Below are 26,982 nucleotides of genomic sequence, written 5' to 3' on the forward strand. Positions count from 1 at the left end.
AGACGCTGCAGGCGTCTCTGCTCCTTCACCCGCTCGTCGTGGACGACCTTGTGACTGGCAAGGTCCAGATCTTGCTGTGTGGACATGACTTTCCTTCCGGGGCCGTCGGGACGCCCGGCACACGCAGTGGTGTGCCGGGCACCGCGCTCAGCGGCTTCCGCTCTTCGCGTACTCGGCGATCGAGTCGATGTTGGACTGGTCGATGAAGGCGGGACCGGTCAGGGTCGGCGTACCGCCACCGATGGTGTTGCGGTTGTTCAGGTACAGCCACAGCGAGTCCACGGCAAGGTAGCCCTGCAGGAATGGCTGCTGGTCGACTGCCCACTGGACGTCTCCGGCCTTGATCGCGTCGACGAGGGCTGCGTTGGTGTCGAAGGTGACGATCTTCGCGGAGCTGGCAGCATTGGCGACGGACTGGATGGCCGTCAACGCGATCGGTGCTCCCAGTGCGACGACGTGATCGATCGAGGGATCCTGCTGCAGTTTCGCGGTAATCGTCGCCTCGACCGACGGGAGATCCTTGCTGTTGACGTTGAGGATCTCGGTTTGCCCTTTGAACCCTTCGACTACGCCGGCACAGCGTGCTTCGAGCGCGACCTGGCCTTGCTCCTGGATGACACACAGCGCCTTCTTGGTGCCGTCAGCGGTGAGGCGCTGCCCGGCCGAGATGCCGGCGAGCTTCTCGTCCTGGCCGAAGTACTGGGACACGCCCTGGGCCTGGTACTGGTCGAAACCCGAGTTGAAGGCGACGATCGGGGTGCCTGCGTCGACAGCGGCCCGCACGGCCGGCGCCATGGCGTCGGGCTTGGCGAGTGTGAGGGCGATGCCGTCGACCTGGCTGTCGAGGGCGCTCTGGACCAGGTTGGCCTGATTCGGCGCCTCGGGGTCCGAGGAGTAGCGCAGTTCGATGTTGTCCTTCGCCGCCGCGGTTTCGGCGCCCTTGCGGATCAGGTCCCAGAAGGTGTCGCCCGGAACCTCGTGTGTGATCATGGCAATGGTGGCGTGAGGCGTGTCCGCGGTACCGGCGCCCATGCCGGAACCCGCCGATTCCGGTTTGCCGCCGGTGCCCGAGCATCCGGCGAGCAGTACCGTTGCGGCGACACCGACCGCCAGGGTGGTCACCCGGCGAGATGTGGTCCGTTCGGCCGGTGTGAGCCGGCGCTTGTTCGTGTCCATCGTGATTGACCTTTCGGGATGCCGCGACCATCCAGCTGTGGGGTGGCAGCTGGGAGGAGAGGAGGGGGAAGCGAAGAGGGGGAGTAATTACCGCGGGGGAAGACCCGCGGCGGTGTACGCGGCGTCGACGAACCGCATGTTCGTCACGGCGTCGTCGGCATCGATCGGAAAGGGAGTCCCGCCCAGCAGGTGGTTGGCGAAGACCTCGAGCTGGTACGTGTAGGTCGAGCGGGTGCCGAGGTGCAGGGTCGTCGTTCCGGCGTCGGTGGTGACGGTGATCCGGTCGTCGCCGTACTGGAGCATGTAGTCGTGCGCGAGTGCCTCACCTCGATCGCCGACGAGCCGTAGCGTCATCTCGAACCGATCCCAGTTCATCGAGTTGATGCTCGAACCCATTGCACCATTGGGGAATACGAGGTCGATGTCCATGGATTCGTCGACTCCCGTGGTGCGTTCGACCGCGCGGGCCGCCACCACGGACGGGGCGCCGCCGGCGAACCGACCCAGCCGGCGGTGCACGTGCAGGCCGTAGCAGCCGAGGTCCATGACTGCCCCGCCGGCGAGTTCGAGGCTCCAGCGCGGGTCGTCCGGCTTGGGTTCGGGCATCCGCATGATGACCTCGACCCGCTGAAGCTCGCCGAGCGTGCCGTCACCGAGCAGATCGAACATCCGACCGATGATCGGATGGAACAGGTAGTGGAACCCTTCCATGATCGGCGCACCCCGTTCACGCGCCGCCCGCCGCACCGTGTCGGCTTCGGCGGCGTTGCGCGCGAACGGCTTCTCGGTCAGGACCGCCTTACCGGCCTCGATCGCCTTCAGATTCCATTCGGCGTGGAAGGCGTTGGCCAGGGGGTTGTAGACGACGTCGACCTCGGGGTCGGTGATCAGATCGGCGTACGAGTCGACGACCCGCTCGACGCCGTGTGTCTGCGCGAACATCTCGGCACGACCACGGTCGCGGGCGGCGACCGCGACCAGCCGGTGCCCGAGGGCCCGCGCAGGCTCCACGATCGCCAGCTCCGCTATCCGCGAGGCCCCGAGGATGCCGATCCGCAGCTCGGTCACAGCTGCAGACTCCGCAGGAACGCGGCGCTGGTCTTGACGTCCGCAACCGGTCCCTCGCCGTTCGGCTCGCCGGCAAGAATGGTGTCCTGCTCGAGGGTGAACCAACCGTCGAAACCGGATTCCACGAGGGTTCGGACCACGCCTGCGACATCGACGTCACCGGTGCCGAGCGGGGTGTACATACCCTGGGCGACGGCCTGCGTGTAGCTCAGCTCACCGGCCTGCACGCGGGCGGCGAACTCGGCGTCGACGTCCTTCAGATGCGTGTGGGTGATCCGGTCCGCGGCGGCGCGGGCCAGTTCGAGCGGATCGGTACCGCCGATGAGTAGATGCCCGGTGTCCAGGCACAGCGGAATCGAGGAGCCGTCGAGGACCCGCTGGACCTCGGTGTTCTTCTCGATCATGGTGCCCACGTGCGGGTGCAGGACGGCACGGATGCCCTGCTCGGCGGCGACGTCGTGCAGCCGGTCCAGGTTCGACAGCAGGGTCTTCCAGCCGGTGTCGTCGAGGTCGGGTCGCGAGTCGTAGCCGTCGGTGCCGGTTATCGCGGCCAGCACCAGTACCTCGGCGCCGGCGGCCGTGAACGCGGCCAGGGTGCCGGTGATATCGGGGACCGGGTCGTGGCCGGGGTCGTGCAGCAGCACCGGGGTGAAGCCGCCGACCGCCTTCAGGTCGTACGAGGCCAGCGTGGCCGCCAGTTCCTGCGGGTCGGCGGGCAGGAATCCGACGGGGCCGATCTCGGCGGCTTCCAGGCCGGCGTCGCGCATCTCCGTCAGCACCCGCTCGGGGCCGAGCTGGTGACCCCAGCCCGGGACTTCGCACACACCCCACGAAATAGGTGCTCCTGCAATACGAATCATCGTCGAACCTCATTCATCCGGACGGGCCGGTGTTGGGAGAGGGAAAGAGTGGCCGCCTCGGCGATCCAGGCCACCTCGAGGGCGTCGGCGGCGGTGCACGGCGAGGGTGCGGTGCCGGCGATCACCTCGAGGAATGCGCCGAGTTCGGCGCGATAGGCGGAGGTGAAGCGGTCCATGAAGAACTGGTGCGGTGGGCCGTCGGGAAACGCGACGTCGGGTTCGAGGTTGCGGACGGGCGCGCTTCCATCCCAGCCGGCGACGACGCTGTCCTGGGAGCCGTGGACCTCGAGGCGGCAGTCGTAGCCGCGGGCGTTGTAGCGCGTGTTCGATACCACGCCGAGGGTTCCGCTCACGAACGTCAGTGTGGTGGTGGCGGTGTCGACGTCGCCGCAGTCGGCGAAGATCGAGTCACCCTGGTTGGTGCCGGCGGCATAGACCTCGACGACTTCCTGGCCGACGACCCAGCGGACGATATCGAAGTCGTGGACGCTGCAGTCGCGGAAGATCCCGCCGGATGCGGCCACGTACTCCGCCGGCGGCGGCGCGGGGTCGAGGGTGGTCGAGCGCACAGTGTGCAGCCAGCCGAGTTCCCCGCCGATGACGGCGTTGCGTGCAGCGGCGAATGCGGGATCGAATCGGCGGTTGTAGCCGATCTGCACCGGCACCGTCGACGACTTCAGGCGCTCGACGACCTCGTAGCTCTCGTCGGCGGTGAACGCGACGGGCTTCTCGCAGAAGACCGGAATCCCGGCGTCGACGGCAGCGAGGATCAAGGGGGCGTGCGCTGGGGTGGCAGCCGCGATCACTACTCCGTCCACTCCGGAGGCGAAAACGGCAGCGGCGTCGTCGACCGCGCGTGCGCCGAACTTGGTGGCGACGGCTGCGGTAACGTCCGGTCGTTCGTCGGTGACCACCAGTCCGTCGACCCCCGGCAGCTGCGCGAGGGTGTCAGCATGGAATGCGCCGATCCGGCCGAGGCCGATCACGCCGATTGTCGATCCCATCAGTCCTGTCCTCCGATGACGGTCTGGTCCCAGTCGATCACCGAACCGGTGACGACGCCGCTGCGCTCGGACAGCAAAAAGACCACCATGTCGGCGATCTCGTCGACCTGCCCGAGCTTGCCCATCGGCACCTTCGCCGCGGCTTCGGTTGCCCAGTTGTCGTCGGCGCCATGGAAGCGTTGCTGGATCGCGGTCTCGCCTTCGGTCTCGGTCCACCCGATGTTGAGACCGTTGATCCGGATCCGGTCGAAGCGGTGCGCGTAGGCCGCGTTGCGGGTCAGCCCCGCGAGCCCGGCCTTTGCCGCCACGTACGGGGCCAAGTAGGACTGTCCGCCGTGCTCGGCGATGGAGATGATGTTGACGATCGTCCCCGGTGCCTTACGTTCGACCATGTCCGCCGCGGCGGCTTGCATGGTGAAGAACGGCGCGCGCAGGTTGATCGCCATGTGCTGGTCGAACAGCTCGGGTGTCGTATCCAGGAGGGTGCCTCGGGTGGTCAGACCCGCTGCGTTGCACAATGCGTCGATCCGGCCGAACTCCTCGATCGTCCGGGTCACCGAGTCCTTTGCCTCAGTGGGATCGGCGAGGTCGGCCTGGATGAAGCGGACCTGCGCCCCCGTCGCTTCGAGTTCGGCGGCAAGGGTTTTGCCGGCTTCGGCTCGGCGGCCGGTGAAGACCACCGTGGCGCCCTCCCGGGCGGCGGCGCGGACGACGCCGGCGCCGACACCTTGCGTCCCTCCACTGATCAGAACGACTTTCCCGTTCAACAAGGTGGCCACTGCATTCCTTTCGTTCTGTTTCTTCCGGCATCAGTGCCGGTGGGTCGGTGATGCACGCGTCCGGTCCGCGTAGTTGCTGGATAATCCAGAAAGCGGCGTGAGTGGGTCGGCGGGTCCTGTCCGTGTGCTCTGTTCAGTCTTGCTGTGACGTACGCCTCAATCAATATGATGTTTCCATCATTTTCACCTCATGGCGGCTTCGCTGTAGGTGGTCGGCCTCGGTGGCCGAGGCTGGATGGCGAACGGAGGTCTGTCGATCAGATGTTGTCCCGTTTCGCAGCGAACTGGTCGGCGATCTCGAAGCACTGCAGGGCCGCGTCCCGTGCCCGGGTGAGTGCGTCGGCGACGGGCAGCTGCCGGAATTCCTCCGACATGTGCTCGATACCCCACGGTCCGTCGAAACCGATGCGGCGTAGCGCATTGATGAACTTCGGGACGTCGAATACGCCCTCACCGCAAGGAACTCGGTTGTCGAAGGTGTCCTCCAGATCGGTTCCGCGCACGGCGGCCCAACCGTCGTCGAGTTCGACTCCGAACACGAAGCGCGACGGAATGAGCTCCGGTAGAAGGTCGTAGTCTGTCCCGCCCCGGAAGGCATGCCAGATGTCGAGGATGAGCCCGCCGTTGGGGTTGTCGACATCCTTGACGAACTGCGCAGCCTGTTCAGTGGTCTTGACGTGGTGCGAGAACGGTGTGTTCTCGAACGCGATCTTCACGCCCGCAGCGGCGCCGTCGGTCGCGAGGGCGTCGAACTGCTCGCAGAGCCGGTCGCGGGAGACGGCGACACCGTCGTCGTCGGCGCCGACCTTGATGTTGTCGACTCCGAGGACGGGGGCGGCCTCGAACAGGTCCCGGCGGACCTGGTCCGATAGTCCGCGGGCTTCGCCCGTGGTCCACCAGTTCGTGATCCACTCGAGTTGGACGTGGGTGATGCCGTTGTCGGCGAGTATTTTCGCGACTTCGCCGAGGCCGATCGTCTCGCGCGTGGCGACGAGGTCGGGGCGGGTCAATCCGAATCCGGTGTAGCCGGCTCGTGCGACGGCTTCGATTCGATCCCGGATCGGGACCGGACTACGGTCCGGACCTCGGGCCGGCATCACATCGCCGGCGGAGGTCCAACATGCGGCCAGCAGTTCCGGCTTCGTGGTGGTTGTCATCTCTATCCCCTCGACTTCAGGTATGTAGTCAGTGTGCACTTGGGATCGGACCAGCGATCAGTGGAAGTCGACCTTGGTTGTGGCACCCTCGTTGTTCATCGAGTCGATCAGGGCGGCGGCCACCTGGGTGGCCCGCAGCCCGTCGCGGGCCGACGCCAGCGGGGACGCCACCTGTGCGTCGAGGGCGTCGACCCACGCCTGCAGCTGGCGTCGGTAGGCATCGGCGAACAGCGGTCGCCAGTCCTCCGGGTAGGTTGCCGCCGAACGCAGCGACGAGTCGACCGTCAGGGCGTGGCTCGGCGCCAGACTCACCGCACCGGTTTCGCCGACTACCTCGCAGCGCACGTCGTAGCCGTATCGGGCATTGACGAACACATCGACCACCGTCAGCACACCGTTGGCGGTGCGTAGCATCAGTATCTGCGGGTCGTGACGTGAGGTGTCCAACGAGGTGGACTTCGGTGCATGCCAGCTGACTTCGACGATCTCGGACCCGAGGAGCCAACGGGTGATGTCGATTTCATGGATCGCAGAATTGGTGATGGTGCTTGCCGAGTCGCCACCTGGGTACGACGTCACATTGCGGTGGGACGCACGCACCAGCAGCGGGGCCCCGACGGAACCGGACCGGATCTCCTGCACCAGGGCCTGGTACGGGGCGTGGAACCGTCGCATGAAGCCCACCGACACGAGCGGATTCTCCAGTGCCAGAGACTCTTCGCGGGTAACCAGGTCGACGCATTCGGCAAGCGTCGGGGCCAGCGGCTTCTCACACAGCACCGGCTTGCGGTGTTCGAGGCACAGCGCCACCTGCTCGGCATGGGCGGAGTCGTGGGAGGCGATCAGCACCGCGTCGACGTCCGGGGCGGTGATCAATTCTGCCGCGGTTGCGACGGTACGCACCGATACCTCCTGCGCGACCGCGTCCGCACGGGCTGCGTCGTAATCGGTTACCACCGTCACCTGCGCACCCGACACCGACCGAGCGAGGGTCCGGGCGTGATCGGCGCCCATCACACCGACGCCGATCACCCCCACCCGCACGCTCACGGTGCCGCCACCGCGGCAGGAGCCCGCCCGTCGAGGACCGCGGCCGCGCCCTCGACCGCGGCGCGGATGGTCAGTGCCATCGCCCGATCGGTGAAGCCCATCAAGTGCGGGCTGAGGATCGTGTTCGCGTGATCGAAAACCGGATGATGTTGCGGTGGTTCGGGATCGAAGACGTCCAGGCCGAGGCCGGCGAGCCGCCCGGACTGCAGCGCCGCGTGTGCGGCGTCGAGGTCGATCAGCGCGCCGCGGCTGCAGTTGACCAGGATCGACCCCGGTCGCATAGTGGCCAGCCGGGACTCGTCGATCAGGTGGTGATTCTCGGCGGTCAGCGGCGCGTGCAGGGTGACGAAGTCGCTGGAGCCGAGGACCTCGTCTACGGTGGCACACCGGTACGCATCGGGGATCTCGGCGTAGGGGTCGTAGGCGCGGACGGTCAGATCGAACGCTTCGGCGATCTGCGCGACCTTGCGGCCGATCCGGCCGAACCCCACGATGCCCAACGTTGCCCCCTCGAGGTCACCGACTGAAACTCGACCGCGCTCGCCCCAGCGCCCGCCCCGCACCATATCGGTGAGGGTCGGCAGTCGCTTCACCAACGCGAGAAGGTGCGCGAAAACGCCCTCGGCGACCGACACCGTGTTACTTCCCGGCGTGATCACCACCGGAATGCCGCGTAGCTGTGCCTCGGCGACGTCGACGAGGTCGGTACCGACACCGGTGCGGGCGAGCACCTTCAGCGCCGGCATGCGGTCGAGCATCGCGGCGTCGACGGTGAACGCCGCCCGCACGATCGCCGCTTCGGCGATCGCCAGCTGCTCCTCGGTGGGGTCGAGGACCAGCTGTTGATTCTCGGCCAGATACGGGTCGACGAGCTGCCGGTCGAGCGGGCCCAAGCCGACGAACAGTTGAGTTGAGATCGTTGTTGACATCAGCGTCCTTGCAGGTGTCGAGAGGGTACGGGGCGGGCCGGGTGTCAGGCGGTACGGGCGGCGGTGGTGCCGGCGACGTCCTCGAGCTTCTGCCACAGGCCGGTGGCGGCGGACTCTTCGGCGGCAGTGACGATCGCGGCTGCCGATGCGGCGTCGTGCACGTTCGAGTTCTCCTGCGGCCCTCCGGTGACGGCGAGGAGGAACTTCTTGGCCTCGATGGTCTTGAGGTCGTCGAAGCCGAGGGCGTTGCCCGGGCCGGGCTGGAAGCGGGAGTAGTCCCCGTGCTTCGGGCTGGCGTTGACCGTCGTGTAGCCCCGTTCGGCGTTCGTGCGGCCGAGGCACACCTTCAGCTCGTTCATCCGCTCGAAGTCCCACTTCAGCGAGCCGTCGGTGCCGTAGACCTCGATCTGGTAGCCGCACTCGGGTCCCACGATCACCCGGGACGCCTCGATTGTGCCCACCGCACCCGATCCCGGTCCCTCGGATCCGAATCGCACCAGCGCCCCGGCGTAGTCCTCGTTCTCCACCGAGCCCATCTCACCGTTCTCGATGACCGCGAAGTGGGTGCGCGACCCCATCTCCAGCTTCGGGCGTTCGGTGTAGACGGTGCTGGTGAGCGCGTTGATCTCCGCAATCGGGCCCACCACGTACTGGCACAGGTCGCTTGCGTGGCTGAACAGGTCCGCCAGCACGCCGGAGCCGGCGAGTTCACGGTCGAACCGCCACGACAGCGCACCATTGGGCTCGTTGGCGTAACCGGAGAAGAAGGAGGCGCGCACGTTGGTGATGCGGCCGAGCTCGCCGTCGGCGATCAACTTCCGGGCGTGCTCGACGGCGGGGGCGTGCCGGTAGTTGTAACCGATGGAGGTAATCACCCGGGCTTCGGTGGCGGCGGCCTCGATCGCGGCGGTCTCGGTATGGCTGCGCCCGACCGGCTTTTCGATCCAGAGGTGCTTGCCCGCTTTCGCCGCGGCAATACCGATTTCGGCGTGCAGGAAGTTGGGTGCGCAGATGGACACGACCTCGACGTCGGGGTGCGCGAGGACGTCACGGTAGTCGGTGGTGCCCTCGGCGAAACCGAGGACGTTCTGGGCGAATTCCACGCGGCTGGGTGCGGTGTCGGCGGCGATCACCAGCTTCGGGGTGATCCCGAGTTCGGGGTAGACGATCGGGACGTCGCGGTAGGCGCGCGAATGCAGCTGTCCCATCCAACCGACGCTGATCAGTCCGACTCCGACGGTGCGAGTTTCGGTCACGGTGATGTTCCTTTAGTTGTTCTATTCGGGGCGGGCTGTGGCGAAGGCCTCGGTCAGGGCAGCGGCGAGCAGGGTCGAGTCGGAGCCGATCGCCACGAATCGGAAGCCGAGTTCGACGTAGCCGGCGGCCAGGGCGGCGTTCGCGGCGAGGATGCCCGCGATCTTGCCGTGCTGGTGAGCGGCCTCGAGCACCCGCCCGAGTGCGGCGGTGAAGACCGGGCTGTCGAACTGAAGCGGCACACCGAGCGCGAAGGACAGGTCCAACGGTCCGACGAAGAGCACGTCGACCCCGTCCTGTGCGGCGATCTCGTCGACGGCGTCGAGGGCGGCGAGGGTTTCGATCTGGATGACCCCCAGTGCGGACTGCTCGTCCGCCAGCAGCGCGGAGCGGTCCATACCCCACCGGCAGGAGCGGTTGTAGGTGGCTACCCCGCGGTCTCCGTGCGGCGGATACGCCAGATGCGTGACCGCGTCGGCGACCTGGTCGGGCTTGTCCAGCCGCGGGACCATGATCCCGGCCGCGCCCTGGTCGAGGGCCCGGCCGATCCGGATCCGTTCACCGGATTCGATCCGCACGACGGTCGGAACGCCGTAGCTGCCGGCGGCGAGGATGCCGTCGCGCAACACGTCCTCGGATCCGGACCCGTGTTCGAGATCGATGAGGATCCAGTCGGCGCCGGCGGCGGCACACACCTCGGCTGCAGTCGAGGACGCCATGCCGACGAAGGTGCCGACCGTGGTCTCCCCGTCGGCCAATCGCTGACGGAGCGTGCCCTTGTCGAGTGGAGTGTTGCTCATCCGAACCACCTCTGCCGTCCCACGGCGTTGTCATAGTCTGCGCGCAGGGTCTGAACCCATTCCTGATCGGACACTTCGGCGGGTGCGACATCCCACCACACGTCCCCACCGGGCAGGTCCACGTGCGGCACCGTCGGCACCACGATCACGACCGGACCGGACGCGGTCCGGGTCTCGTCGAGGGCGGTGCGCAACTCGTCGGCGGTGGTGGCGCGGATGGCTCGCGCGCCCAGTCCTTCGGCGATCTGCCGCAGGTCGACCTTCAGGTAGTCGCCCTCGAGGCGCGCCTTCTCGCCGGTCTCGGCGATGATGTCACCGTCGGTGCGGTAGCGGAACTCGTTGCCGAATTCGCGGCCGTTGCGGTTCATCTGCAACCGGTGGATGACCTGGTAGCCGTGGTTCTCGGATACCACGACGGTCACGTCCAGGCCCTCCTGGGCGGCGGTGACCAGCTCGGTGGGTGCCATCAGGAACGTGCCGTCGCCGATGAAGGTGACGATCCGTTGGCCTTGGTTGCCCTCGGCGAGGCGCACACCCATCGCGGCGGGGATCTCGTATCCCATGCAGGAGAACCCGAATTCGAGGTGGCAGTGCCGGTTCCCGGTCGCGTCCCACACCTTCTGCAGGTCGCCGGGCGGGCCGCCGGCGGCGGCGATGATCGTGTCGCCGCCGCGGGCGTGTTCCTGCAGCAGCCCGATCAGCTGCGGCTGGGTGAGCAGGGCGCCGGTGACCGGGGCGTGTGGGTGCGCGGCCGGGTCGAAGGCGGTGTCGGGGTCGAGGGCACGGGCCCGGATCGGGGCCCAGTCCGCCTTCGCGGTCCGCGCGATGTCCTGCCAGGCCGCGCTGGTGGTGTGTCCGGCGAGCGCGGCGGTCAGCGCCTCGAGTCCGAGGTGGGCGTCGGCGAGGATCCCGGTGGCACCCTGTTTACGGGTGTCGCCGTCGACGACGTTGAGGGACGCGAACCGCACGTTCTCGTCCTCGAAGATCGACTGCGATCCGGTGACGAAGTCGGTCAGCCGGGTCCCGACGCTGAGGACGAGGTCGGCTTGCTTGACGACGATGTTGGAGGCGAAGTTGCCCTCGAGGCCGACGCCGCCGAGCTGCCACCATTCGTCGCGGCTGACCGCGCCCTTGCCGCCGAACGACTCGACCACCGGGATGCCGGCCTGCTCGGCGAGTTGCTCGAGGGCCGCGGTGGCGTCCGAGTAGTGCACGCCGCCGCCGGCGATGATCACCGGACGCTGCGCCTCCCGGATCTGGGCGGCGACCGCGTCGACCTCGGCCGGATCGGGCAGCGGGCGGCGGATCTTCCAGTCGCGGGGTTCGAAGAACTCGACCGGAAAGTCGAAGGCGTGGGACTGGATGTCCTGCGGCAGCGAGAGCACGACGGCACCGGTGTCGCTCGGGCTGGTCAGCACCCGCATGGCCTGGGGGAGTGCGGTCAGCAGTTGCTCGGGGCGGGTGATGCGGTCGAAGAACTTCGCGACGGGACGGAAGGTGTCGTTGACGGTGGCGTCCGCTTCGCTGGCGTGCTCGAGTTGCTGGAGTACCGGTCCCTGATGGCGGGTGGCGTAGGTGTCGCCGGGCAGCAGTAGCAGCGGCAGCCTGTTGATCGTCGCCAGGCCTGCGGCAGTGACCAGGTTCAGCGCACCCGGACCGATGGACGCGGTCACCGCGAGGGTGGCGCGGCGGCGGCTGGCCTTCGCGTAAGCGGTGGCGATGTGCGCGAGGTACTGCTCGTGCCGACCCTGGATGAACGGCAGGTCATCGGACAGTTCGTCGAGGGCCTGTCCGAGGCCGGCGACGTTGCCGTGGCCGAAGATGCCGAGTGCGGCGGGGATCAGGCGCCGCCGGTCGCCGTCGGCGACCGAGTATTGCGCGGCGAGGTATTTCACGACCGCCTGGGCCGTGGTCAGCCGGACTGTCTTGTGTGTGCTCAGTGGTGTCATGTCGTCGTTTCTGTGAGTGCCACGAATGTGTGTGAGCGGGAGACGGTTACCAGGGGCGGCCGTGCAGGATGATGGTCTTTTCGTCGGTCATTTCCTCGACCGCGGACCGGACACCTTCCTTGCCGATACCGCTGCCTTTGAGACCGCCGTACGGCATCAGGTCGGCGCGCCAGAGCGGCGTCCAGTTGATGTGGATGTTGCCGGCGTCGATCTGGCGCATCGCCCTGGTCGTCGCCGAGACATCGGAGGTGAACAGTCCTGCGCCGAGGCCGTACTCGTTGTCGTTCGCGAGGGCGATCGCGGATTCGATGTCGGGGGCGGAGGAGACGGCGACTGCGGGGCCGAACAATTCGTCGCGGCTGAACGGGGAGGCCGGATCGACGCCGGCGACGACGGTGGGGGAGACGACGGCGCCGTCGCGGTCACCGCCGGTGAGGACCTTCGCTCCTGCCAGGACTGCCTCGGCGATAGCCGAATGCACGCGTGTCGCTTCGGTTTCCGAGATCAACGAGCCGAGCTTGGTGTCGGCGTTCGCGGGATCGCCGACGACGATGTCTTCGACCTTCGGGACCAGGGCGTCGAGGAAGTCCGCCTCCACGCGTTCGTCGACGATCACCCGTTGCACGCTGATGCACACCTGTCCGGCATTGATGTATCCGCCGGCAGCGACCGCCGAGGCGGCGAGTTCGATGTCGGCGTCGGGCAGCACGATCACCGGGCAGGACGCGCCCAACTCCAAGGACAGCTTCTTGATTCCGGCGATGGAGGCCAAACGGGTGCCGGTCTGGGTGGAACCTGTGAAGGACACCTTGCGCACCCGGGGGTCGGTGACCAGGATGTCACCGAGCACGGAACCCGGTCCGGTCAGCACCGACAACGCCTCGGGCGCGAGGCCGGCGTCGACGAAGCACTCGGCGAGCTTCAGTGCGGTCAGCGGGGTGGTGCGGGCCGGCTTGAGTACCACCGCATTACCCGCGGCCAGTGCGGGAGCGATCTTGTGCAACACCAGCAGTGCCGGGTAGTTGAACGGGGTGATCGCCACGACTATGCCGCAGGGCTGGCGCAGGGTGAAGCCGATCTTCTCGAGCCCGGTTCCGGGGTTGGCGTCGAGCGGCAACGTCGAGCCGTAGAGCTGGCTGCCTTCGAAGGCTGCCAGTCGGATGATGCTGCCCGACCGGCTCGCCTCACCACGCGCTTCGCTGATCGGCTTGCCGGTCTCCGCACTAATGGTCTGCGCGATGTCCTCGGCGCGCTGTTCTGCCAGATCGGCGGCCCGCATCAAAATGGCGGCCCGTTCGTGCGCGGGCATCGACCGCAGTACCCGCGCACCGACCTCGGCGCGATCGAGGGCAGCGGTGGCGTCGGAGACCGTCGCGACGGGCACCGTGTCGACCGCGCGGCCGTCGAACGGTGACCGGACGGTCTCCGTGCGGCCGTCTGCGGCGGTTCGCCATTCACCAGCGAGCAACATATCCATGTCGGGACTCCATACGTCGAGTTCGCGGTCACCCCGCATTTGCAGCGGGTGACATTGATTGCAAGCGAAATGTTTGTCGCCGGACCTGAAAGCGGGCGATTCGGTTGGAAATCGAAAGATCATGTGCCTGCGACAGTTCCGGACCTGACGCGGGATGCAGAGGGGCGTCGGTGACGCCCGGGCAACCGGTCAGCGCGGGTGCTGACACCGATCGTGGTGGGCCCTTGGGCGCTCGCCCGTCGGGAGGGCCGAAGCGGGGCGCGCATGTGAAGTGCCGCTCTTTCTCATGCAGCCAGTCTTGCTGTGATACGCGCCTCAATCAAGACGAAATATCCATCAAATATCCCTCATTCCGAGGGGACTCCATCATGGGTCGAGGTCGCCTGGGGTGAACGTCGGACGCGTTGTTCACGCAGATGGAGGGACTGGGAGGGCGCCGGTGTTGTAGCGCTACAATACTCGGATCCCGCAGTGACGGAACTGATTGTGCTCGCCGTTCCGGCGGTGACTTGTTCGTGCTGCTGACGGAATGTTCGAGCGACACCGAGGAGTCCTCGGGCACGTCGATGTGGCAAACCACGACGACGTCGTCGGCATCGACTACTGATCTTCTCCACAACGTCGGGTGAGATGGACTTGTGGTCGACGAATATTCTCGTGTGGGATCCACAGGCGGAAGATCGACACCACCGGTGGCTCGCCACCGCCGCTGTCCCGACAACCCGAGTAGGAAAGCATGAACTACTTCGTTCCGCGAGGCGGCCTGCCGCCGCAAACCGACCTGACCACCGATCGCGCGGTCTTCACGGAGTCCTACGCGGTCCTGCCGCGTCGCACGATGAGCGATATCACCGCCAGTCTGCTGCCGCACTGGAACGGGACCAGGGTGTGGGTGCTGGCGCGGCCGTTGACCGGATTCGCGGAGACATTCTCGCAGTACATCGTCGAGGTGTCGTCTGGCGGCGGTAGTGACCATCCCGATGCCGATCCGAGCGCCGAGGCGGTCGTGTTCGTCGTCGACGGTTCGCTGACTCTCACACTCGGCGGGGTCGAGCATGTGCTGGACGCTGGCGGCTACGCCTTCCTCGCTCCCGGCGCCCGGTGGACCCTGAACAACCACGGTCCGGCCACCGCGACGTTCCACTGGATCCGCAAGACCTATCAGCAGGTCGACGGCATCGAGGTGCCCGAGTCTTTCGTGACCCGGGAGCAGGATATCGGGGGCATCGAGATGCCCGACACGAACGGGGCATGGAAGACCCAGCGGTTCGTCGATCCGACCGACATCCGCCACGACATGCACGTCAATATCGTGTCCTTCGAACCGGGCGGTGCGATCCCGTTCCCCGAGACGCACGTCATGGAACACGGCCTGTACATCCTCGAGGGCAAGGCGGTGTATCTGCTCAACAAGGATTGGGTCGAAGTGCAAGCGGGCGACTTCCTATGGTTGCGTGCCTTCTGCCCCCAGGCTTGCTACGCGGGCGGGCCGAGTCGCTTCCGCTATCTGCTCTACAAAGACACCAACCGGCACGCCGGCCTCCAACTCGGACTCTCGTGAAACTTGGTCATACTCCTGTGTGTCCCTGCTGATTCGCAGGGTGGCGGCCCACCGATCCGCTGTGCGTAGGGTCAATGCGGTCGGCTGGGAGCATGGTGTTCGGTGCCGAGTTGTTCCTGGCTGGCGGCCCAGGAGGCGAGGAGCTTGAGTGCGTCGGCGGTGGGTGTGCCGGCGGCTGCGGTATAGATGTTGAGCTGAAGGCCGGGTTCGGAGGGCAGTTCGAGTGCCTCGAAGTCGAGGTCGAGTTGGCCGACGGCGGGATGGCGCAGGCGTTTTCGACCGCTGCGGTGGAATCGAACGTCCTGTGATGCCCAGCGTTGGCGGAAGAGTTCGCTTCGGGTGGACAGTTCCCCGACCAGCGCGATGAGTGCTTTGTCGTGGGGGTTGCGGCCTGCTTCGAGTCGCAGCATGGCGGCGGCGTCCCTGGCGATGGTGTCGTAGTCGACGAAGAATTCTTCGGCGGCCTGGGGGTGGAGGTAGACGAATCGGGTGGTGTTGGCGGGGCGGCGGGGGTCGGCGAGCACGGGGGAGTAGAGGGCGCGGGCGAGGTCGTTCATCGCGATGATGTCGTGGCGGCCGTTGCGGATCCAGGCCGGTGCGTCGGTGATGGCATCGAGTACTTGCTGGATTGCCGGGCGGACGGTCACCGCCGGAGTGCGGGGGCGGCGGGTCGTGCTTGCTTGTGCTTGCCGGGCGAGCGCCAAGAGGTGATCGCGTTCGGCGTCGTCGAGTTGAAGGGCGACGACGAGGGAGTCCAGAACGCTGTCGGAGGCGCCGGCGAGGTTGCCGCGTTCCATACGGACGTAGTAGTCGACCGAGACACCGGCGAGCATGGCGACCTCTTCGCGGCGCAGGCCCTTGACACGGCGGTTGCCGCCGTACACGGGTAGTCCGCTCTGCTCCGGGGTGATGCGTGCGCGCCGCGTGCTGAGGAACTCGCGGATTTCGGTGCGCAGGTCGGTCGAACTCATGAGTCCACGGTAGGCAGTGACCGCCGGATGTGGGAGGTACTGGCAGTACCCGGAACGTCCGTGACTCCCGGGGCGGCCGGAATGGAGGTCAACTGGGTGGCATGAAAGCGACGTACATGTTCGGCGCGGGCGATGTCCGCGTCATCGATGTTCCTGATCACACCATCCAGTCGTCCACCGACGCTCTCGTCCGGATCGTGCGGGCCTGCGTGTGTGGCAGCGACCTGCATCCCTATCACTCCATGGACGTCGATCCTGCGGGCAGGTCGATGGGGCACGAGTTCATCGGTGTCGTCGAAGCGATCGGTTCGGATGTGAGGACATTGCGGGTCGGTGACTTCGTCATTGCGCCGTTCGCGGTGTCGTGTGGGACGTGCGTGTTCTGCGCTGCGGGTCTGCAGACCTCATGTGTGCGCGGCGGGTTCTGGAATGACGCCTCGTTGGGTACGGCGGGTGGTCAGGCCGAGGCGGTCCGGGTGCCGCTGGCCGACGGCACGCTGGTGAAGGTGCCGGTGCGCGAGGACGCCGACGATGCGCTGCTCGATTCCTTGTTGACGTTGTCTGATGTGTACGGCACCGGCTGGCATGCTGCGGTCCGGGGCGGCGTCGGCGAGGGCAGTGTCGTGACTGTGATCGGTGACGGGGCGGTGGGATTGTTGGCGGTGCTGTCGGCTCGCCGGCTCGGTGCCGAGCAGATCGTGTTGATGGGGCGGCACCAGGCGCGGACCGATCTCGGTCGCGAGTTCGGTGCGACCGATGTGGTGGCCGAGCGCGGCGAGGAAGGGATCGCGAAGGTCCGTGAGCTGACCGGCGGACTGGGCAGCGCGGTCGTCCTCGAGGCGGTCGGCCACCGGCCCGCCTACGATCAGGCCGTCGGCGTCGTCCGCGCGGGCGGAGTGATCAGCCGCGTGGGGGTGCCCCAGTACGAGGACGCGCCCGTCGGATTCGGGAGCCTGTTCGGGCCGAACGTCACCCTGACCGGTGGTCCGGCGCCGGTGCGCGCCTACATCGAGCAGCTGCTTCCGGCGGTCCTGGACGGCACTGTCCAGCCAGGGAAGGTGTTCGACCGGACCGTCGGCCTCGGTCAGACGCCGCAGGGCTACGCCGCGATGGATGCCCGTGACGCGCTCAAGGTCGCGGTCCGGCCGTGACCACCGCCGTTTCCGGTCGGGCCACAGCCACCCCGCCCGCGATTCTGGGAATCATCCTGGCAAGCTATTTCATGGTGCTGCTGGACAACTCGGTGATCTTCACCGGGTTGCCGAGCATCCGATCCGGGCTCCAACTGTCACCGGCGGCGCTCTCGTGGGTTCAAGACGCTTACACTCTGGTCTTCGGCGGCCTGCTCCTGTTGGCCGCCCGCGCGGGAGACATCGTGGGGCGGCGCCGACTGTTCAGGATCGGTCTCGCGATCTTCGGTACCGCCTCCTTGCTCATCGGGCTCGCACCGGCGGGATGGTGGATGATCGCCGCCCGCGCGGTGCAGGGAATCGGTGCGGCGATCGTCGCACCGACCTCCTTGGCGTTGATCACGACCTACTTCGACGGCGAGGCCCGCAACAAGGCCATTGCCTGGTACGCCGCAACGGCCGGTATCGGCGCCAGCCTCGGCCTCCTGGTCGGTGGTGCGCTCACCGAGTGGATCTCCTGGCGAGCGGCGTTCCTGGTCAACGTTCCGATCGCGGTCGCCTTGATCGTCTGGTCCAGCACAGTGCTCGTGGAAACACCACGGCGAACCGGACGGTTCGACGTGATCGGTGCACTCGGTGCGACGCTCGGCATGGGTGCCGTGATCTTCGGAATCATCGAATCCGCCGAGGCTGGGTGGGGATCGGCACGGGTACAGGCCGCTCTGGCACTCGGGGCCGTCCTGCTGGTCGGGTTGGTCGTCCACGAGGGTCGGGTGCAGCAGCCGATCCTGCCGCTACGATTGTTCCGCAGTCGCGAACGCAGTGGCGCCTATGCCGCTCGACTGCTGTACCTCGGGGCGATGATCGGGTTCTTCTACTTCACGACCCAACTCCTCCAGGACGGGTTCGGCTTCTCCCCACTGCAAGCCGGACTCGGCTTCCTGCCGATGACCCTCGTCAACTTCGTCGTCGCGCTCGTGGTGCCCCGGCTGAACGCCCGGCTGTCGAATGGGACTCTGCTCGCTACCGGGACGGCGCTGACCATGGTCGGCATGGCTTGGCTGAGCCGCATCGGCCCACTCGATACCTATCTCATGGACGTTGCACTACCGATGATCTTGGTGGGCGCCGGGCAAGGCCTGGCGTTCGGGCCGCTGACGAACGCAGGAATCGCCGGCGTAGATTCGGCGGACGCCGGCGCGGCATCCGGACTGGTCAACACGGCCCACCAACTCGGAATGGCACTCGGGTTGGGCGTCCTCGTCGCACTCTCGGCAAACACAGGCAGCAACCTCGACGGACCAGCAGCGGTGACCGACCACGTCGGCACCGCGCTCACCGGCGGCACCATGCTGCTCGTCCTCGCGCTGGTCGTCGTCCTCACGGTGATCGTGCCCGCCGCGCGACACCGCAGTTCGGGTTCGGCCCCGCACCGGCCCGCCGCATGAAATCCGCTGGTCGGGCCAGGTACTGCCGGTACCTGGTCCGACAGGCACTCCCAGCACGCGCTGACCGATCCTAAGGTTTGAAACATGACGATCCCCGGTTTGACATTGAACAACGACATCACGATGCCGGCACTGGGTTTCGGTGTGTACCAGACACCGCCCGATGACACCGTCGCTGCGGTCGAGGCGGCACTGGAGACCGGATACCGGCACATCGACACCGCCGCTGCGTATCAGAACGAACGCGAGGTCGGCGAAGCGATCCGCCGTTCGGGCATCGATCGCTCGGACATCTTCATCGAGACCAAGATCTGGATCACCGACTACGGCTACGACAACACGCTGCACGCCTTCGACAAGAGCGCCCGCAAACTCGGAATCGATCAGATCGACCTGCTGATACTGCACCAGGCTCTGCCCGGCGAGTTCACCGTCACCGTCGAGGCCTACAAGGCGCTCGAGACGCTGCTCGCGGACGGCCGCGTCCGCGCCATCGGTGTCAGCAACTTCATGTCTGACCACCTCACGCGACTGCAGGACGAAACATCGGTGGTGCCGGCGGTCAACCAAATCGAGGTACACCCGTACTTCCGTCAATCCGACGTGCTCACGGCCAACGCCGAACACGGGATCCTGTCCCAAGCGTGGTCCCCTATCGGTGGGATCACCTTCTACCGCGACGGCTCCCACGGCTCCACACTCGACGATCCCACCATCGGCAACATCGCAGCGGCACACGGCAAGACGCCGGCCCAGACGATGCTGCGATGGCATCTGCAACAGGGCCGCCAGGTGATCCCGAAATCGGTCACCCCGTCGCGTATCACCGAGAACTTCGACGTCTTCGACTTCGACCTCACCGCCGATCAACTCGCCGCGATCGACGCTCTCGACACCGGTGTGCGCGGCGGCCCGGAACCCGACGACATCACCCGCGAGACGTTCGGCCTCGAAATCGTCGAAGCCTGAGGAGTACTGCAATGCAGATCGACCCCCACACCCCGACCACCAGGAACCCGCCCGAGCAATTCACCGGTGACGTCTGGCTCGACCGCATCGCCTATCCCCGTGAATCCGGTCAGCGAATGATTGTGGCGAAGGTGCGTTTTGCACCCGGCGCCCGCACCGCGTGGCACTCACACGCCCACGGTCAGACCCTGCACATCACCCAGGGAACTGCGTGGGTGCAGTCCCGCGGCGGCCACAAGGTCGAAGCACACGCCGGTCAAACCCTCTACTGCCCACCGAACGAAGAGCACTGGCACGGAGCAAGCGCCGACTCGTTCATGGAACACCTGGCCATGCTCGACAACGCCGACGATCCGGCCACCACCACGACCTGGCTCGAACACGTCACCGACGACGAATACCTGGCCGGATAGTGTTCCCTCGCCACCCGCCGCACCTCACCGAGCCCACATATTGTCCAAGATCTGTGCGACGTCCCGGGCGCTCATCGGAGCCGCATCGAGATCGTCCGCGCCTGGCCGCAATCCCGCGATCATGACCGCCATGATCCGACGCCAACCTGTGTCGGTGACGCCGCGAGTTGTCGCGATGACGCCGCGGATGGACCAGAAGATGAGATCCAGGTCGGCGTCGGTGGCATCCTCGCGGATGCGACCGTGCCGCTTGGCTCGCGCCAACAGCTCGAACAGGATCCGTCGAAACTCGTCCCTCGAGATCGTTGTCTCATCGTCGTTCCACATCCGAGACAAACATCCACGGTTCGACGCCAGGATGGCACCGCTGCCGTAGAGGACCTGCTCCAGACCTTCGCCATCGGGCGCGGAAAGGGCCTCATGGGCCAGGGCCACGAAGTCCTCGAGTACCTGTCGAACGAGCTCACTGATCAGGGCATCCTTGGTGGGGAACCGGCGGTAGAGAGTGCCGATGCCCACGCCGGCGACCCGGGCGATCTCGTCGACACCCACGTCCAGGCCACGCGCACTGAACACGGTCGCTGCCGCATCGAGTAACCGTTGCCGATTCTCCGCGGCGTCGCGGCGCAGCGCCTTCTCGCTCCCCTGAACGCTCACGTCGGACCTCATTCGGATTTGTCGCCCACCAGTGTGCCTCCCGCGACCATCGCGAGCTCCGCGTGTCGCAGCTTGGGCGACTCTTCGAGATTCGTGGTCTTGTCCCGCTTCATTGCCGGGATGAACAGGGCCGCAACGGCGCCGAGGCCAACTGCCACGCCCAGCATGATGAATCCGTTGGTGTAGCCGGATTCCTGCGGAACCCCCTCGGAGGACGCCCCGGCGGTGACGACGCTGGCCATGAATGCAGCGCCCAGCGAGCCGCCGATCGTGCGGATGTTCGCGTTCATGCCGCTCGCGACACCGGTCTGTTCCGGCGGCACCGCTGCGACGACAACATTCGACATCGCCGAGAAGGCCAGGCCGAAACCGATCCCGACCAAGGACATGGCGAGGTAGATGTCCACCTCGGTCTCATGCAGAAGCGCCACCACGAAATAACCGATCGCACTGACGATCGACCCTGCGATCAGTAGGTTCTTCGAACCCAGTCGTGCCGCCAGGCGGCCGGAGGCGAGTCCGAGCAGGAACATGCCCACGCTGACGGGCAGCAGCATCAGACCCGACTCGGTAAGCGAAGCACCAAAGCCGTATCCCGCGGACGCGGGTGTCTGCAGAAACTGCGGCAGGAAGCCGAATGCGGCGTACATGCCGACCCCCATCAGCAGCGCCAACAGGTTGGCGGCCCAGACGCTGCGGATTCGCATCATCTTCATGTCGATCAGCGGGTTGGCGGATCGCGATTCAACCGCCACCCAGGTCACCACGATGACCGCGGCAGCCACGAGTAGCCCGACGACGATCGGAGAACCCCACCCCCACGCGGGCGCCTGACTCACCCCGAGCAACAACGCGACCAGCCACCCGGACAGCAGCAGCGCGGTGAGCCAATTGATCTTCCCGGCAGTGCGAACGGGGGACTCGGGGACCAGAATCTGCGCGGCTAACCCCGCCAGCACGACCATGATCAGCGGAATCCAGAAGAGCCAGTGGTAACTCAGCACGCTCACGATAGGACCGGCGAGGACGATGCCGAGACCGGCGCCGACAGCGGTGAGCGCGGCGATGACGCCAACCGCTCCCACCACCTTCTCCTCCGGGAACTCGTCGCGGATGATGCCGAACGCCAAGGGCAGTACACCGCCGCCGATTCCCTGGATCACCCGCGCGGCGATCATCACCGGCAGCGACGTGGCCAGGGCCGCGAGCAGAGATCCCGCCGCCAGCGCGACGAGGGCAACCACGAACACACGCTTCTTGCCGTGCATGTCACCGAGGCGTCCCATGACCGGGGTGAAAATCGACGCCGACAACAGGTAGGCAGTCAACACCCACGTCACATTTGCCTGTGTCGTGCCCAGCGCCGACTCGAGGGTGGGCAGCACCGGCATCACCAGTGACTGCAGAAGCGCAAAGGCCCCGACACCGATGGTGAGGACAGCAAAAGTCAGCTGATAGTGCGTCCGCATCGAAGCGGTTTTCATGAATACTCCCAACAAAGCGGAGCGTTCACTCCGCATGCGGAGAATCTATCATTCGACGCGGGGGCGTGCATCGTTCGAGCGGGTGATGGTCGTTCGGGGATGGGGCGGTCGCGCGTGGACGGCTCGGAACCAGAAACCCGCACAACATTGTTGCGATGCGCACACCAACGGACCCGAACTCGCGTCGTGTCTTCCCGCCGTCGGTACGTATCTCGTTGGCTGGGAGAAGGTTCGTGACTTCGCGCACGGTTTCCGCTACGCATTCCATTCACGTCGATGTGGACGCTCCCCGCGCAGCGGGCACCGTGGGTCCCCGACCTCAGAACCAGTGACGGCGCCCGCCGACGGCGCGGCCGGTTCCTCCGAGCAGCGCGAGGATGATTCCGATGACCAACAGGACGATCCCGATGGTCGAGAGGATCGAGATGTGTGCCACGAACCCGATCACGAGCAGAATCAGTCCGAGAATGATCACGATGAACCTCGTCTCGCCGCGGTGTACTCCCTCGCCCCCCGGGGGTACCCCGTCGGCGTTGTCGGAAAACGGATGGCGGTCAGCAGGTGATCCGGGTTGCCTCTCACTGCTTCGTCGAGCGCGACATCGCTGCCGTTTTCGCCGCGAACCTATTCGAGGACGAGCGTCACGACTTCGTTCAGCGGTGCCCGAGCGGTGCGGTAGGTGTTGGCCGGGTGGTCGAGATCGCTCCGAGCCCGAGGCTCCGCGCGGCGAGAAGGAACGCACCCACGTACAAACCGGTGTCGGCCCCGTACGATATATCCAGTGCTGGCTCGCGCCAAAGGATATGGGGCAATGTTGGGCGGCCGCGTCACCGCGATTCTCGCTCCTGTACTGGCCGGATACGCGCTCGTGGTGATGTCACCGAACAATATGTACCGGTCGGCCGTTCCCATTTTGATCGCAGTCGGGCTGCGGTCGGTTTGTTCAGAATCAACGTCTCGCAGGAACGTCCTCGCGTAGACGGCGAGGCGGTGAAGTCCGGCCTCGTGTCGAGGGCTGAGTATTAGAGGTTGCGGTTACCGAAGCGCAGCAAGCACAGTGGTCATGGTGACCGTGACGAGGAGCAGCACGTAACTGACCGCGTGTACCCGTCAGCGAGACGGGATGGATGCCTCAGCGTGACGCTCACCGGGAGTGCGCCGAGGAGCAGCGCCAGGGCCGCGGCCACGTCGACGGAGCCGACCAACCGACTATCCGGCCGGCTTCGTGCTGGATTGGCACGAACACCGTCGTGCGAAGTTTCTGTACGGCGCCACAGGAACAATGGTTGTCGAGACTGGCAACGGCACCTGGACGGTCCTTACTGCGCAAGGTGTCATGATTCCGTCGGCCATACGGCATCGGGTGCGAATTCTCGCTGCTCCGCGAACTGCTGCTCGTCGCCCCGACCTACCCGCCGAGTACGACCGTGACGGTCGCGAGGGTGCCATCGCGGCACTGCTGCTGTTCGAACTGGCGACTCTCAGGTCGCTGCCGCTGCACCTGACGCTGCCCACGTCGGCCGACCTGGTCGCGTTGTGTCGGTCCTATCTCGGCAAGCCGGAGGTCGGGTGACGAATGCCGAGTGAGCGGGCCGGGTGGCGATGAGCGAACGTGCCTTCACCCGGCTATTCCTACGCGAGGTCGGGATCGGTCCGGCGGCCTGGCGCCTGAGGGCCCGGTTGCTGGCGGCCATCCCGATGCTGCGCTCGCAGCCAGTGACCGAGTCGCCTCGGCCCTCGGTTACGTACCTCCGGCAGCCTTCTCATTCGCCTTCAGCCGTGAGTTCGGGATGGCACCGTCCGGGGTCGGCCGACGCGAGGATACGTCCGTGAACAGGTGAGTTGCCGGTCAGGTTGGGTGGTCATGGTCATGGTCACGGTTCAGGCGATCCCAGCGGGTTCGGCGCGTCGGACGGCGTGCCCGCCGAATTGGTTGCGCAGCGCCGAAACGGCTTTCATCGCGGGCGAGTCGTGCTGTCGGGAGGCGAATCGCGCGAACAGTGCGGCGGAGATGACCGGTGCCGGGACGGCGTGGGCGATGGCTTCTTCGACGGTCCAGCGGCCTTCACCGGAATCCTCGGTGTAGCCGGACATCGCGGCCAGGTCGGGGTCCTCGGACAGGGCCTGCACCAGAAGGTCGAGCAGCCAGGAGCGGACCACGGTGCCCTTGGACCAGGCGCGCAGGACCGCGGGCACGTCCACGATCGAGTCCTCGGCGGCGAGCAGTTCGTACCCCTCGGCGTAGGCCTGCATCAGCCCGTACTCGATGCCGTTGTGCACCATCTTCGCGTAGTGTCCGGCGCCGACCGGGCCGGCGTGGACGAACGAGTCCTGGCGGTCACCGTCCGGCCGCAGCGCGTCGAAGACCGGCATCAACCGGTCGATGTCGGCGGTGTCGCCACCGACCATCAGCGCGTAGCCGTTCTTGCGTCCCCATATCCCGCCGGAGACGCCGCAGTCGAGGTAGCGGATGCTTTGTTCGGCGAGGATGTTGGCGTTGATCGTGTCGTCGGTGAATCGGGAGTTGCCGCCGTCGACGACGAGGTCGCCGGGTGCGAGCAGGCGCGAGAGCTGCCCGATCACCTGACGGGTCGGGGCTCCGGCGGGCACCATCACCCACACCGCCCGCGGGCTGGGAAGCGACTCGACCAGCGATTCGACGCTGTTTACATCGCTGGCGGCGGCGTTCGGGTCGTATCCGATCGCCTCGAGTCCGCGTTCACGCAACCGCTCGCGCATGTTCAGGCCCATGCGGCCCAGACCGACCAGTCCCAGTTTCATCGTCACCGTTCCACTTTCGATTTTCGATATCGTGCCGAGGTCTATGTCTACGGGGGTTTCGGGGCGGGCTCACCTGACCGGACGGGCAGCTGACACTGGCCGCTCGGCCAAGTGCATTACCTCGCCGGGCCTTCGACACTGGTATTCGACGCATTGTCTGAATGCGCCTGTGGTGGAGCGAAAGACGGAGTGCAACAGAAGTGACTGTGTCTGAAGTGCAGGAGCGGAACCCGCTGGCAGCTGGCTCGGGCGCCGTTGGTGAGGCGTTGATCGGCAATCCCGGTCAGGTCACCGAGCCGGCGTCGATGGTGATCTTCGGGATCACCGGGGACCTCTCGCGCAAGAAATTGGTTCCGGCCATCTACGACCTCGCGCACGGTGGCCAGCTGCCGCCGGACTTCGATCTCGTCGGCTTCGCCCGCGACAGTTCAGACGCCGAGACTCGGCTGCGGGAGGCGGTGATCGCGCACGCGCGCACACCGTTCGACCCGGTGGTGTGGGCGACACTGGCCGAGCGTATCCACCTCGTGCAGGGGTCGTTCGACGACACCGCGGCGTTCGCGAGGTTGGCCGCCCGGCTGGCCGAAATCGACGTCCGTCGTGGTAAGTCCGGCAATTACGTCTTCTATCTGTCGGTGCCGCCATCCTCCTTTGCAGCGGTCTGCGACCAGCTTGCGATCTGCGGTCTGAACCGGAATGCGCACGGATGGCGCCGGGTGGTGGTGGAGAAGCCGTTCGGGCACGACCTCGCCAGCTCGCAGGCCCTCGGTGTCGCACTGGAACGAGTGTTTCCGCCATCCTCGATCTACCGCATTGATCACTACCTGGGGAAGGAGACGGTGCAGAACATCCTCGCGTTGCGCTTCGCGAACGGAATGTTCGAGCCGTTGTGGAACAACCGGCACATCGACCACGTGCAGATCACCATGGCCGAGAGCGTCGGGGTCCCGGGCCGTGCCGGGTACTACGACGGTGTGGGCGCCGCCCGTGATGTCATCCAGAATCACCTGCTGCAACTGTTGGCGTTGATCGCAATGGAAGAACCCGTCGCATTCGACGCCGACAGCATCGCCGCCGAGAAGATCAAGGTCCTCTCCGCCACCGAACTCCGCGGACCACTCGCGGAGACATCGGCCCGGGGCCAATACGGTGCAGGAGTGGAGAACGGTGTTCCCGTGCCAGGATTGGCTGACGAGGCCGGGTTCCCCGCCGACTCGGCCACCGAGACCTTCGCGGCCCTGACAGTCGGCATCGCGACCCGCCGGTGGGCCGGCGTGCCGTTCTTCATTCGCACCGGCAAACGCCTGGCGCGGCGGACCGCCGAGATTGCGGTGACGTTCACACCCCCCGCCCACGGCTCACGCGCTGCCAGGGCCGCGGCGGTCTCGAATGTGCTCGTGTTCCGGGTCCAGCCGGACGACGGAATCGAACTGCACATCGGCGCCAAACGTCCGGGCGGTGGCATGCACATTCAGCCGGTCAGTCTGGGGATGGACTTTCGGTCGGTGTTCGACCCGGCACCGGAGGCCTACGAACGGCTGATCTGTGACGTGATCCGCGGCGACGCCACCCTCTTCCCCCGCCGTGAGGAGGTCGAATGGTCCTGGCGGGTCATCGATCCGCTCCTCGAGCACTGGGCAGGGTGCGGTCGCCCGGATGCGTATTCGTCCGGGACGGCCGGCCCGGAGTCGGCGGAACGGATCCTCAGCCGGACCGGCCGGGCGTGGCGGTCGCTCTGACCCGTCCGGGCTGGTAAGTGCGGCGGAGGGGGACCGACCGAGGCCGCTCGTGCATTTCCGATCCTTGGGAATGCGAAACCGTAGTTAACGCACGTTCATGAAATGTGGACCGCGATGAGCGCGCTTCCGTCGGTCAACATCGTGCGCCGTTCTGTGTTGTCCGGGGTGCGGGTTGCAGCGCTGCCAGTGCGTATGACTATTTCGAGAACAAGGACGAGCTCCTGGTCGGGTACCCAGGGTGCCGTAGTTGTTGATTTCTGGAGCTGTGAGCTGCGTTTTCAGGTTCCCAGGATCAGGTCGACCGCGTGAACAGGGTTGGCGGCGAG

23 protein-coding genes and 1 pseudogene are annotated in these 26,982 nt (G+C 66.5%); 7 read left to right on the top strand and 17 right to left on the bottom strand.

The features are described from left to right. Positions 1–147: 147 nt before the first annotated feature. The 12 genes from ACFVJ3_RS46305 to ACFVJ3_RS46360 form a co-directional block, all read right to left on the bottom strand. Positions 148–1,176 (bottom strand): substrate-binding domain-containing protein, encoded by a 1,029-nt coding sequence (locus ACFVJ3_RS46305; RefSeq protein ID WP_378458474.1) that lies wholly within the window; start codon positions 1,174–1,176, stop codon positions 148–150. 87 nt (positions 1,177–1,263) lie between these two features. Beyond that, entirely contained in the window at positions 1,264–2,244 is a 981-nt protein-coding gene (locus ACFVJ3_RS46310; protein ID WP_378458475.1) for a Gfo/Idh/MocA family protein, read from the bottom strand. Next, positions 2,241–3,104 (bottom strand): sugar phosphate isomerase/epimerase family protein, encoded by an 864-nt coding sequence (locus ACFVJ3_RS46315; protein WP_378458476.1) that lies wholly within the window; start codon positions 3,102–3,104, stop codon positions 2,241–2,243. The genes ACFVJ3_RS46310 and ACFVJ3_RS46315 overlap by 4 nt, the downstream gene beginning before the upstream one ends. Next, positions 3,101–4,108: a Gfo/Idh/MocA family oxidoreductase gene (locus ACFVJ3_RS46320; protein ID WP_378458477.1), complete on the bottom strand. Its 1,008-nt coding sequence runs from the start codon at positions 4,106–4,108 to the stop codon at positions 3,101–3,103. The genes ACFVJ3_RS46315 and ACFVJ3_RS46320 overlap by 4 nt, the downstream gene beginning before the upstream one ends. Beyond that, entirely contained in the window at positions 4,108–4,887 is a 780-nt protein-coding gene (locus tag ACFVJ3_RS46325) for an SDR family oxidoreductase (protein WP_378458478.1), read from the bottom strand. The genes ACFVJ3_RS46320 and ACFVJ3_RS46325 overlap by 1 nt, the downstream gene beginning before the upstream one ends. Before the next feature lie 257 nt (positions 4,888–5,144). Further along, complete coding sequence (locus ACFVJ3_RS46330; RefSeq protein WP_378458479.1) at positions 5,145–6,044, bottom strand: sugar phosphate isomerase/epimerase family protein; 900 nt, start codon at positions 6,042–6,044, stop codon at positions 5,145–5,147. Between the two features lie 57 nt (positions 6,045–6,101). Continuing rightward, positions 6,102–7,094 carry a Gfo/Idh/MocA family protein gene (locus ACFVJ3_RS46335; protein ID WP_378458480.1) on the bottom strand — a complete coding sequence of 331 codons (993 nt, stop codon included), beginning with the start codon at positions 7,092–7,094 and terminating at the stop codon, positions 6,102–6,104. Further along, a complete protein-coding gene (locus ACFVJ3_RS46340; RefSeq protein WP_378458481.1) occupies positions 7,091–8,023 on the bottom strand; it encodes an NAD(P)-dependent oxidoreductase in 933 nt (310 codons plus the stop codon). Before ACFVJ3_RS46340 ends, ACFVJ3_RS46335 begins: the two co-directional genes overlap by 4 nt. Positions 8,024–8,067: 44 nt before the next feature. Next, positions 8,068–9,279 (bottom strand): Gfo/Idh/MocA family protein, encoded by a 1,212-nt coding sequence (locus tag ACFVJ3_RS46345; RefSeq protein ID WP_378458482.1) that lies wholly within the window; start codon positions 9,277–9,279, stop codon positions 8,068–8,070. Positions 9,280–9,300: 21 nt separating this feature from the next. Beyond that, a complete protein-coding gene (locus ACFVJ3_RS46350) occupies positions 9,301–10,077 on the bottom strand; it encodes an HpcH/HpaI aldolase/citrate lyase family protein (RefSeq protein WP_378458483.1) in 777 nt (258 codons plus the stop codon). After that, on the bottom strand, positions 10,074–12,026 hold the full coding sequence (gene iolD, locus ACFVJ3_RS46355) for a 3D-(3,5/4)-trihydroxycyclohexane-1,2-dione acylhydrolase (decyclizing) (protein WP_378458484.1): 1,953 nt from the start codon (positions 12,024–12,026) through the stop codon (positions 10,074–10,076). Before iolD ends, ACFVJ3_RS46350 begins: the two co-directional genes overlap by 4 nt. A 46-nt stretch (positions 12,027–12,072) precedes the next feature. Further along, positions 12,073–13,503, bottom strand: a complete 1,431-nt coding sequence (locus tag ACFVJ3_RS46360) for an aldehyde dehydrogenase family protein (protein ID WP_378458485.1) — start codon at positions 13,501–13,503, stop codon at positions 12,073–12,075. 736 nt (positions 13,504–14,239) lie between these two features. Here ACFVJ3_RS46360 and ACFVJ3_RS46365 point away from each other — a divergent pair. Beyond that, entirely contained in the window at positions 14,240–15,064 is an 825-nt protein-coding gene (locus ACFVJ3_RS46365; RefSeq protein WP_378458486.1) for a bifunctional allantoicase/(S)-ureidoglycine aminohydrolase, read from the top strand. A gap of 71 nt (positions 15,065–15,135) precedes the next feature. Here the strand turns inward: ACFVJ3_RS46365 and ACFVJ3_RS46370 are convergent, their stop codons facing one another. After that, positions 15,136–16,035: a helix-turn-helix transcriptional regulator gene (locus ACFVJ3_RS46370; protein WP_378458487.1), complete on the bottom strand. Its 900-nt coding sequence runs from the start codon at positions 16,033–16,035 to the stop codon at positions 15,136–15,138. A 101-nt stretch (positions 16,036–16,136) separates the two neighbouring features. Here ACFVJ3_RS46370 and ACFVJ3_RS46375 point away from each other — a divergent pair, with 101 nt between their 5' ends. The 4 genes from ACFVJ3_RS46375 (at position 16,137) to ACFVJ3_RS46390 (ending at position 19,995) form a co-directional block, all read left to right on the top strand. Next, a complete protein-coding gene (locus ACFVJ3_RS46375) occupies positions 16,137–17,186 on the top strand; it encodes an alcohol dehydrogenase catalytic domain-containing protein (protein ID WP_378458488.1) in 1,050 nt (349 codons plus the stop codon). After that, the gene (locus ACFVJ3_RS46380; protein WP_378458489.1) at positions 17,183–18,613 is read left to right on the top strand and encodes an MFS transporter; all 1,431 of its coding nucleotides are present in this window, start codon (positions 17,183–17,185) and stop codon (positions 18,611–18,613) included. Before ACFVJ3_RS46375 ends, ACFVJ3_RS46380 begins: the two co-directional genes overlap by 4 nt. A gap of 84 nt (positions 18,614–18,697) precedes the next feature. Continuing rightward, positions 18,698–19,582, top strand: coding sequence for an aldo/keto reductase (locus ACFVJ3_RS46385; RefSeq protein WP_378458490.1), 885 nt, complete (start codon positions 18,698–18,700; stop codon positions 19,580–19,582). Positions 19,583–19,593: 11 nt separating this feature from the next. Continuing rightward, entirely contained in the window at positions 19,594–19,995 is a 402-nt protein-coding gene (locus ACFVJ3_RS46390) for a cupin domain-containing protein (RefSeq protein WP_378458491.1), read from the top strand. A gap of 24 nt (positions 19,996–20,019) precedes the next feature. Here ACFVJ3_RS46390 and ACFVJ3_RS46395 read toward each other — a convergent pair whose 3' ends face one another. The 3 genes from ACFVJ3_RS46395 to ACFVJ3_RS46405 all read right to left on the bottom strand — a co-directional run bounded on the left by ACFVJ3_RS46395 (position 20,020) and on the right by ACFVJ3_RS46405 (position 22,611). Next, on the bottom strand, positions 20,020–20,664 hold the full coding sequence (locus ACFVJ3_RS46395) for a TetR/AcrR family transcriptional regulator (RefSeq protein WP_378458492.1): 645 nt from the start codon (positions 20,662–20,664) through the stop codon (positions 20,020–20,022). Further along, positions 20,661–22,136, bottom strand: coding sequence for an MFS transporter (locus tag ACFVJ3_RS46400; RefSeq protein ID WP_378458493.1), 1,476 nt, complete (start codon positions 22,134–22,136; stop codon positions 20,661–20,663). Before ACFVJ3_RS46400 ends, ACFVJ3_RS46395 begins: the two co-directional genes overlap by 4 nt. A gap of 319 nt (positions 22,137–22,455) precedes the next feature. Continuing rightward, a complete protein-coding gene (locus ACFVJ3_RS46405; protein WP_378458494.1) occupies positions 22,456–22,611 on the bottom strand; it encodes a DUF6131 family protein in 156 nt (51 codons plus the stop codon). A 678-nt stretch (positions 22,612–23,289) separates the two neighbouring features. On the opposite strand from ACFVJ3_RS46405, the pseudogene ACFVJ3_RS46410 reads away from it, so the two are divergent. Beyond that, positions 23,290–23,977, top strand: a pseudogene (locus tag ACFVJ3_RS46410) (AraC family transcriptional regulator). Positions 23,978–24,017: 40 nt separating this feature from the next. Here the strand turns inward: ACFVJ3_RS46410 and gnd are convergent. Beyond that, positions 24,018–24,917: a phosphogluconate dehydrogenase (NAD(+)-dependent, decarboxylating) gene (gnd, locus tag ACFVJ3_RS46415; protein ID WP_378458496.1), complete on the bottom strand. Its 900-nt coding sequence runs from the start codon at positions 24,915–24,917 to the stop codon at positions 24,018–24,020. Positions 24,918–25,078: 161 nt separating this feature from the next. Between gnd and zwf the strand changes: the two genes are divergently transcribed. After that, the gene (zwf, locus tag ACFVJ3_RS46420) at positions 25,079–26,656 is read left to right on the top strand and encodes a glucose-6-phosphate dehydrogenase (RefSeq protein ID WP_378458495.1); all 1,578 of its coding nucleotides are present in this window, start codon (positions 25,079–25,081) and stop codon (positions 26,654–26,656) included. Positions 26,657–26,982 lie beyond the last annotated feature (326 nt).

The organism is Rhodococcus sp. NPDC127593 (assembly GCF_042671975.1).
Taxonomy (GTDB): Bacteria; Actinomycetota; Actinomycetes; order Mycobacteriales; family Mycobacteriaceae; genus Rhodococcus_F.